Source organism: Myxococcales bacterium (assembly GCA_022563535.1).
Taxonomy (GTDB): Bacteria; Myxococcota_A; UBA9160; order UBA9160; family UBA4427; genus DUBZ01.
In genome coordinates, this window is record JADFNE010000014.1 from 73,244 (window position 1) to 82,211 (window position 8,968).

Annotated in this window: 6 protein-coding genes and 1 pseudogene; 3 read left to right on the top strand and 4 right to left on the bottom strand. The window is 61.2% G+C overall.

Going from position 1 to position 8,968, the window contains the following annotated elements; genetic code table 11:
- Positions 1–76: 76 nt before the first annotated feature.
- Positions 77–1,360, bottom strand: coding sequence for a cytochrome P450 (locus tag IH881_06735; GenBank protein MCH7867377.1), 1,284 nt, complete (start codon positions 1,358–1,360; stop codon positions 77–79).
- 209 nt (positions 1,361–1,569) lie between these two features.
- Between IH881_06735 and IH881_06740 the strand changes: the two genes are divergently transcribed.
- From IH881_06740 to IH881_06750, 3 genes and pseudogenes are all read left to right on the top strand, one after another.
- Complete coding sequence (locus tag IH881_06740; protein ID MCH7867378.1) at positions 1,570–2,325, top strand: hypothetical protein; 756 nt, start codon at positions 1,570–1,572, stop codon at positions 2,323–2,325.
- Between the two features lie 236 nt (positions 2,326–2,561).
- Positions 2,562–2,891: pseudogene (locus tag IH881_06745) on the top strand (DDE-type integrase/transposase/recombinase).
- Between the two features lie 113 nt (positions 2,892–3,004).
- Positions 3,005–3,202 carry a hypothetical protein gene (locus tag IH881_06750; GenBank protein MCH7867379.1) on the top strand — a complete coding sequence of 66 codons (198 nt, stop codon included), beginning with the start codon at positions 3,005–3,007 and terminating at the stop codon, positions 3,200–3,202.
- A 94-nt stretch (positions 3,203–3,296) separates the two neighbouring features.
- Here the strand turns inward: IH881_06750 and IH881_06755 are convergent, their stop codons facing one another.
- From IH881_06755 to IH881_06765, 3 genes are all read right to left on the bottom strand, one after another.
- On the bottom strand, positions 3,297–4,931 hold the full coding sequence (locus tag IH881_06755; GenBank protein MCH7867380.1) for a phospholipase D family protein: 1,635 nt from the start codon (positions 4,929–4,931) through the stop codon (positions 3,297–3,299).
- A 10-nt stretch (positions 4,932–4,941) separates the two neighbouring features.
- On the bottom strand, positions 4,942–8,730 hold the full coding sequence (locus tag IH881_06760) for an efflux RND transporter permease subunit (GenBank protein MCH7867381.1): 3,789 nt from the start codon (positions 8,728–8,730) through the stop codon (positions 4,942–4,944).
- Between the two features lies 1 nt (position 8,731).
- A partial coding sequence (locus IH881_06765; GenBank protein ID MCH7867382.1) for a hypothetical protein occupies positions 8,732–8,968 on the bottom strand: 237 nt, incomplete at its 5' end.

Consider the following 8,968-nt stretch of genomic DNA (forward strand, 5'->3'; position numbering starts at 1 on the left):
CCAGCGGGCAACATGCCCAGTAAAGCAAGCTCCCCCGAGCCGCCTCCCCCCGCAACCGAACGGAGTAATTCCCTATCTAGCAACAACGCCCACCCCCAAGCTCAATCGGCAACGCAGTAGGCCCCCACAACATCATCGATCGCAGATACTCCTCAGGCTCTCCAGATCCCGAGAATTCCGGAAATCGCCGCAACAGTGTCGTAATCGCAATCTCCGTCTCCAACTTTGCCAACAGCGACCCCATACAGAAATGGTTGCCGAGACCAAGCCCGAGATGCTGGTTCTCCGTTCGCCCAAGATCCAATTGCTCCGGATGCGAAAACTGCGCCGGATCGCGATTGGCAGCAGCCAGAACCACCACGACCAGATCCCCCGCGCGAACTCTATGCCCCCCTACCTCGCAGTCTTCGATTGCGGCTCGATCGGTCAGCAGGATCGGACCCGCGAACCTCAAGAACTCATCCACTGCGGTTTCGATCAACGCTGGATTGTCCTGCAACCGCTTGCGCTCGCCCGGGTTGCGCAGCAATTGGACTACCGCGTTGGCGATCAGATGAGTTGTGGTTTCGTGTCCGGCCACCAGGATCAAGCTCACGAGTGCCATCAGGTCGCGCTCGTTCATGCGGTTGCCATCTTCTTCCGCTTCGAGCATCGCCGACAGTAAGTCATCCTTCGGGTGGGCCCGGCGTTCTTCGAGCAGCGGGCGCAGGTAGGCGTTGAGCTCTCTCACGGCGGTGCGAATGGATGCGTCCCCGCCCCGAGCTTGAAGCGGGTCGAGGAGTTGTACGAGTAGCCTCGACCAGGCCGCGAACTTCTCGCGATCCTTCGACGGCAGACCCAACATTTCCAGGATCACAGCGATGGGAAGCGGGTGCGCCAGATCGCGGATCAACTCGACATCTTCGCTCTTCGCCATTTGATCCATGAGATCGTCGACGACGGCTTGAATGCGGGGTCGCAAGCCTTCGACGCGTCGCGGGGTAAAGGCCTTGCTCACCAGTCCGCGGAGCTTTCGGTGTTCGTCGCCGTCGAGCATCAGCAGGTTGCGGTCGATCATCGCCCAGAATTCAGGGTCTTTTTTGGCACTCTTGGCGATGCCCTTCATGACCTTCGTTTGGCTGCGATCGGTGGTGAAGTTTTTGTCGCGCAGGATGAACTGGACGTCTTCGTAGCGGGTGGCGATGAACGCCATGAAGACGCGGCTGTAGTAGAAGGGTCGTTGCTCGCGCATGCGTCGAAACGTCGCATGGGGGTCTCGCCGGAACTCGGGCAAGAACGGATTGAATGGCCCGAACAGGGGTCCGCACAGACGCATCAGCCATTCTTGCGCCACGATCCACTGCAAGAGTCGCAGCACCATTGCATCCTCCCGTCGGACAGTTTTAACCAATTGTCAGAATAGCTCGATGGGAGATCCGGGCGAGATTTCCAACGATGAAAACGAGACAATTTCAGAAAGTTCCGGCGCGCTGCAGCGAGGAAGACCGGCGACCGTCGGGTATGATCTGCGGCGGCAGGTAGACGTTGATCGATAGACACTGATAGATAGATAACAACAGGTAGAAATGGATGGCGATCAATCGAGTCAAAGAATTGTGGCAACGCGGCGAGATCGCCTATGGGGCCTGGCTGTCCATTCCGAGTTCGCTGTCGAGTGAAGCGATGGCGCGTGCTGGTTTCGACTATGTCTGTATCGATCTCCAACACGGGCTGATCGATTATCCCGCTGCGGCTGAAATGTTGGTCGCGATCAGCTGCAGCGATGCCACACCCTTCGTGCGAGTTCCCTCCAATGATGCTGCGGCGATTAACCGCGCGCTGGACGCAGGGGCTCTGGGAATCATCGTTCCGTTGATCCATACCGCAGACGATGCCTGCCGAGCGATCAGTGCATGTCGCTACCCGCCGGAGGGCAGCCGAAGTTATGGACCCGTGCGGGCTTCCATGACCTGGGGGCCGGACTACTTCGAAGCAGCCAATGATCTAGTCGTCTGCGTCCCGATGATCGAAACCCGACAAGCGTTGGCGGAAATCGAATCGATCATCGCACTGCCGGGGATCGACGCCATCTACGTCGGGCCCAACGACTTGAGTCTTTCGCTGGGGCAGCCACCGGGTCTCGACAACGACGGGGCCTACCAGGAGGCCTATCGCTCGATCGCCAAGAGTTGTGCGGCCCGGGGAATCGTTGCGGGTATACACGGCACGGCCGAACTCGCAGCCAAGCACGAGGACACTGGCTACCGCATGGTGACCGTGTCGAGTGATCTTGGATTGCTGAAACGGGGAGGGGAGCTGGATCTCGAGCGGGCAAAACAGCGCTGAGCATCCACAATGCCTTCCGGGCGTGCGGTGGTAGAACGCCTCGCTTTGCTGATCACCCGTCACTTCCAGAATGTCCTCGACCAGGACTCGCCGACGCAGGACAGCAGGACCGGGATTCGAACTCGACGTTGGCTTCCTGGCGGTTTTTTTCGCCGGTAGCGATGGGGACGAACTCGGTGCCAACAACTCTCCCGGGAAGGGCTCTTTACTCACGAGCAGCTTCCACTCGCTGCCGTCGATATCTGGGAGAACCGTGCAGCCGCAACCGCGTGGTTCGTTTGATGCGGGACAACGGCCTTCGCGGGATTCCTCGGCGGCGTCGCTGGCGGACGAAGCCCACGGGCACTCGGCCGGATCACGTTCAAAACCATCTGGCTCGAGACTTCACTGCGGACGAACCCAACACCAAGTGGGTGACCGACATCACCTACATCCGAACTGCCGAAGGGTGGCTCTATCTGTCGGTGGTGGTGGACCTCTACTCCGGGCGGGTGGTGAGCTGGTCGATGAGTGCCCGCCAGGATCGCCAATTGGTACTGCAGGCTGTCTTGATGGCGCTGTGGCAACTCCCCACTTTCAAGGTGTTACGACGACCAATTGAATTCACCCAGTTCACCAGCGATGAATACCAGCAGTTTGGACTTCCCCCAAAACAGTGGATGCTTCGGAGGCTAGAGCATTGAGCCAGCCAGAGGAGTCCCATTTGGACGGAAGCCACGCCCCAGACCTCCGGCCGCAGAAGGCTGCTGGGACGCAACTTCAGACCGATCGAGAAGAGCAGCAGATAGACGCCATATTCGCCGAGGACGGCGAGCAACTCGCCGCCGTCCAGGCGCAGGGCGTGAAGGATGAAGCCCCCCGCAAGGAATCCGATTAGCGGAGGAAGCCCGATCAGACGGGCACCGAACCCCAGAACGAATGCAATCAAGATCGCCATAGTCGTCACGACGAGAACCTGTCACGGGAGCGGGCTAGATCTGATCCGCCAGCGGAAAGAGCCCGAAGAACCAATCCAAAAACCGTTGCAAGCCGTCGTCGGCAGGTTGGCGCGTGACTTTTCCGGCGCTGGATTCCCAATAGAGGCGACCCCCTTCGTCTAGCTGCACCCGCCAGGCGTTCGCCGGCTCGAGGTCTCTCGCAACAATGGCGGCGAATTGGCCGGCTAGCGCAGGATCCCGAATCAGGAGTCCATTCTCGGTATTCAGCTCTACCCCGCGAGGCGAGATATTCAGCGCACCGATGTACATGCGGCTTCGATCCACCATGACCACCTTTGTGTGCAGAACATGGGTCCTCGCGGCGACTGGCGGTGTATCAATGCCCCTCGTCCAGAGGCGGTCTGAACGCATCTCGTAGAGTTCGACACCGGCCGCGAGTAGGGGCTTTCGCCACTTCTTGTACTGGCTGCTCGCGATCGCGTGATTGTTCGACGCGAGGGAGTTGGTCAAAACACGGACGCGAATCCCACGATCCGTCAGCCCGGAGAGATAATCCACGAGGTCCTGTCGCGGGACGAAATATGCGGAAACGATCGTTAGTTCGCTCTCGATGCCCGAGACAAACTCACCGATCGACCTAAACACCTGATCCGGAACTCCATCGCGGAGCGCGGCCGGGTCGTCGCTCACCGCTTCCGAGGGGCCATAGGTCATCCGGTCCAGCATCCCCACCAATCGCTCGTTCCAGGCGATGGGCTCCAGGGGAAACTCGCGGAGCCGATCGTGCGCGCCGTCCAGTATCCTTTCTACCCGCCGGAAGAGACGCGTCAAGTCTGCAGAGTTTCTCCGTTCCTGCGCGAGCGCTTCGATGGGGTGGGTCCACTCGTCGTTCCAAAAAACATCGAACGTCTCTGCGAGATCAGGTACGACCGGGCCGATAGCGAGAACGTCGAGGTCCTTGAAATTCTTCTCTTCGTTGAGCCCAAAATACTCATCCGCCAGGTTTCGCCCGCCCGCAATCGCCACATGGTTGTCGGCGATCAGGACCTTATTGTGCATTCGATGATTCAGCTCGGGGCGACGGACAAACTCCCATACGCGTCTCACGGTGTTGGGCCTATTGGCGTAACTGCCCCGATTCCAGGGATTGAAGGTGCGAATGTCGATGTTCGGATGTTGCTGGAAGCCCTCTTCATCAGTGTCATCGCGAGTAAGCAGAAAGTCGTCGATGAGGACGCGTACCCGAACTCCGCGATCTGCCGCTCGAAGAATGTGGCGCGCCAGCAAGGCCCCTGCCGCATCTCCCTTCCAGAGATAGCACTGGAGATCCAGGCTCTGGGTCGCCGAATCGATCAGCGCAAAGCGCCACCGCAGCGCCTCTGCGTTGTGGTCGAGCAACAGGAGCCCCGATTCCCCCGGGCCCGCTCGCCGGGCGGCTTCCTCGCTCAGCCGCGTCAGAGGTCCCCGCTCTGCTGGTTGTAGAGTGTGTCCGCGAGGTCGCGCCCCATCGGCCGCCGGTTGACTGGCGCAGAAAACCGCGATCATGAGCACGAGGCCGACGGTAATTCGCTTGCCGAACTTGCTCTCGATGTCCTGCGCGGTGGCTGGCGTGTCCTCGACTGTGTCGTGCAACGAGGCGGTGGCAAGAGTGGCGGGATCCGTCGGCACGACAGCGAACTCAGTTGGGAGGGTCTGCTGCAGATGCGTGTGCAGAAAGTCCGCTGCCTCGCTCGAGCAGCCACTCCTCGCGACTGCAGTAGAGGACCGGCACGACGAAGAGCGTGAGGAGCGCGATCAGCATGCCTCCGAAGGCGGGAATCGCCATTGGCATCATGATGTCCGCGCCACGGCCCGAGGAGGTAAGAATGGGAAGCAGTGCCAGCAGCGTCGTCGCCGTCGTCATCAGACAGGGCCGAATGCGGCGCTGGCCCGCTACCAAAACGGTTGCGCGTATCTGCTCCACGCTGTTCGGCCGCTCCCGAGCAAAGGTGCGGTCCAAGGTACTGGACATCAGTACGCCGTCGTCGGTGGCAATGCCGAAGAGCGCAATGAAGCCAACCCAGACCGCCACCGACAAGTTCACGGGTGAAATCCCCAGCGTGTCGCGGAGATTTACACCGAACAAGCTGACATCGAGGAAGTGGGGGCTTCCGTAGAGCCAGATCAGGATGAAGCCACCGGAAAAGGCAATGGCCACGCCACTGAACACGATCAGGCTCGTCGTCACCGACTTGAACTGGAGGTAGATCAACAGAAAGATGACGAACATGGCGAGGGGTAGAATCAGCATCAGTCGCTGTTGCGATCGAACTTGATTCTCGAATGCTCCGGCGAAGACGAAGCTCACTCCCGCCGGGACCTCGAACTCCCCCGAGTCGATTGCGTCTCTGAGGTGGCGGTCCGCGGCGCGCACGACCTCCACCTCGGAGTGGCCAGCCTTCATATCAAAGACGACATAAGAGATGAGGAAGGTGTCCTCGCTCTTGATGACCTGCGGGCCACGTACGTAGCGAATTTCGGCGAGTTCGCGCAGTGGAATCTGAACTCCGCCGATACCGGTTATCAGCACATCGCCAAGGGAGTCGGGTCGATCGCGCAGCTCACGCATGTACCTCACTCGCACGGGGTAGCGCTGACGCCCCTCCACCGTACGTGTGATGGTGCGGCCGCCGATCGCGACCTCGACGATATTCTGCACTCCCTGAACGCTGATCCCGAAGCGCGCAATCGCCTCCCGGTCGATCACGATCTCGAGATAGGGCTTGCCGACGACGCGGTCCGCGATGACCGCGTTCGCGTTGACTTCCGGCACTTCCTTCAGGAGACGCTCGATCTGCAAGCCGGCCGTTTCGAGCGCTTCGAGCGTCGGCCCCTTGATCTTCACCCCCATCGGTGCCCGCATGCCGCTCTGGAGCATGACGGTGCGCGCCGCGATCGGCTGCAGCTTCGGTGCTGACGTCACACCGGGGAGCTGTGCTGCGTTTACAATTTCAGTCCAGATGTCATCTGAGCTCTGGATCTTGTCCCGCCACACTCGATACGAGCGGCCAGAAGGGTCGGGAATCAAGTCGCCCGCCGCGTCGCGAGTGAAGCTGTCGCCATCGTGTACGAAACGCAGGGGACGGCCTTGTTCGTCGCTGAGATATTCGGAGCGGTAGTTGACGACGATCTCGAACATCGAGATGGGTGCAGTGTCGAGTGGGCTGCCGGCACGACCAAGTTTTCCGACAACCGTGTCTACCTCGGGTACTGACGCAATCAGCCGATCGAGCGTCTGGAGCTGGTCCAGCGCCTCGCCGATGGACGCGTGTGGCATGGTGGTGGGCATGTAGAGGAAGGAGCCCTCGTCGAGGGCCGGCATGAACTCCTGCCCAACTCCCGGGAAGGCCCGGGTGAGCGCGCGCCAGGCAGGGTTGGCCCGCGCAAAATCGGGTACGAAGCCGAGGGTGACGTCCACGCCCATCCAGGCGGTCATTCCGAAGAGGAAGGTCACCGTGGGCAGTAGGGCGAAGCGCAGCTTGTGCGCGAGAAATGTGGCCAGCAACCACGGATAGGCGCGCTTGAATGCGGCGAAGGCGCCGAGTAGCACGCCGAAGCTCACTGCGACGAACATCAGGTTCGCAAAGTTGCTGCGCTCACCACCGAGTGGCACCCAGTCAGCCGCGAGAGCAATGGCGACGCCGACGACGACCAGTGCGAGCTGCAGCCATTCGCGCCGGGATCGTATCGCGCCAGGAAGACGCGCTTCCAGCAGCTCGAGCCCTGCGTAGGCGAGCGCGAATCCGCCCATCCAGGGCGGGCCAACGAATAGCAGCACCGCCCCTAGGGCCAACACTGCGATGGCGCCGGGCGCTGGGCGGTCAGAGCGTCCCGAGCGCCGCGCGAACAGCCACGTCGCGAGCACCGGCAGCAGGGTGAGAGCGGAAATCGCTGCGCCGATCAAAGCGAAGGTCTTGGTGAATGCCAGGGGTTTGAACAAGCGCCCCTCCGGTCCGTCCATGAAAAACACCGGAAGGAAGCTCACCACTGTGGTTGCGACTGCGGTGAGGAGTGCGGGGGCGACCTCTGCCGCCGCCAGGTGGACGCGATCCCGAACGCTGTCTGTGGAATCCGGATCGTCCATGTGTTGCAGTGTGTTTTCGGTGAGCACAATGCCGAGATCGACCATGGTACCGATAGCGATCGCTATACCGGAGAGCGCAACGATGTTGGCGTCGACGCCGAAGCGACGCATGCACACGAACGAGAACAGGACCGAGAAGGGCAACAGGCTGGACACGAGCATCGAACCGCGCAGGTGTCGGACCATGACGAGCACCACGATGACGGTGATGAGGATCTGCTGGAATATCGCCGCGCTCAAAGTGCCCAGTGTCTCGTGGATGAGCTTTGTGCGGTCGTAGAACGGGACTATTGCGAGCTTGGACACTCGACCGTCTGCCAAGCGCTTCGAAGGAAGCCCCGGCGAGATTTCTTCGATTCGCTCGACAACCCGATCGATCACCGCCAGCGGATTCGCGCCGTAGCGCGCCACGACAACGCCGCCGACCGTCTCGGCGCCCATCTTGTCGAGCGCACCGCGCCGCGCCGCCGGACCCAGTCCAACGTGCGCAACGTCTTCGATGTAGATGGGGTTTCGCTCCGAGGAGGCAGTGATGGCCGTTCGTGCTAGGTCGTCGACGTCCTTGAGGAAGCCGACGCCGCGCACCAGGTACTCAACCCCGTTCATGTCGATGGTGCCCGCTCCCACGTCGAGGTTCGATTGCGCGACTGCGCGCTCGATCTGTTCGATCGTGACATTGCGCGCGCGCATCGCATCGGGGTCGACGTCGACCTGGTATTCCTGAACGAAACCACCGATCGAGGCAACCTCGGCCACCCCCGCTACACCCTGAAGCGCGTAGCGCACCGTCCAGTCCTGAACGGAACGAAGCTCGTGGAGGTCCCAACCGCCGGTGGCGTGGCCCTCTTCATCTTGCCCCTCGAGCGTGTACCAGAAGATCTGACCCAGGGGCGTCGCGTCGGGGCCGAGGGCTGGCGACACCCCGTCTGGCAGCGTTCCGGGTGGCAACGACGCAAGCTTCTCGAGAATACGCGAACGGGACCAATAGAATTCGACGTCCTCCTGGAAGATCACGAAGATCGACGAAAATCCGAAGTACGAAGCCGAGCGGATCGTCTTGACGCCGGGAACGCCCAGCAGTGCCACGGTCAGCGGATAGGAGACCTGGTCTTCAATGTCCTGGGGAGAACGGCCCGTCCACTCGGTGAAGACGATCTGCTGGTTCTCGCCGGTATCTGGAATCGCGTCGACGGGCACCGGATCGCGTGGTAAGCCGACATCCCAGTCGAAGGGCGCGTTGGCGACACCCAAGGCGAGGAACAACCCTGCGAGAAGGGTGACGATGAGCGTGTTGTCGAGACACGCTCCGATCAGCCGGCCGATGAGGGTGTGCCGAGGATCCACCTCACATCCCCATTAGAGCGTGCGGGTCAGTCGTGGCCTCACTGCCCTCTGGATTCATCATGCTGGGCTTCGCCTGGATCTGGATCGACGCGTCGATCTTGAAGGCGCCGTGCGACACGACGCTTTCGCCTTCTTCCAGGCCGTGCAGCACGATGTAGGTGTCGCCCGCGCGCGGTCCCAGGTGGATCTCCCTGGACTCGTACGATGTGGAATCGTCCGCTGCTAGGGTGGCCACATA

Coding starts and splice junctions, on each gene's coding strand:
- IH881_06735 (MCH7867377.1), bottom strand. CDS start 1,360: ATGGTGCTGCGACTCTTGCAGTGGATCGTGGCGCAAGAATGGCTGATG.
- IH881_06740 (MCH7867378.1), top strand. CDS start 1,570: ATGGCGATCAATCGAGTCAAAGAATTGTGGCAACGCGGCGAGATCGCC.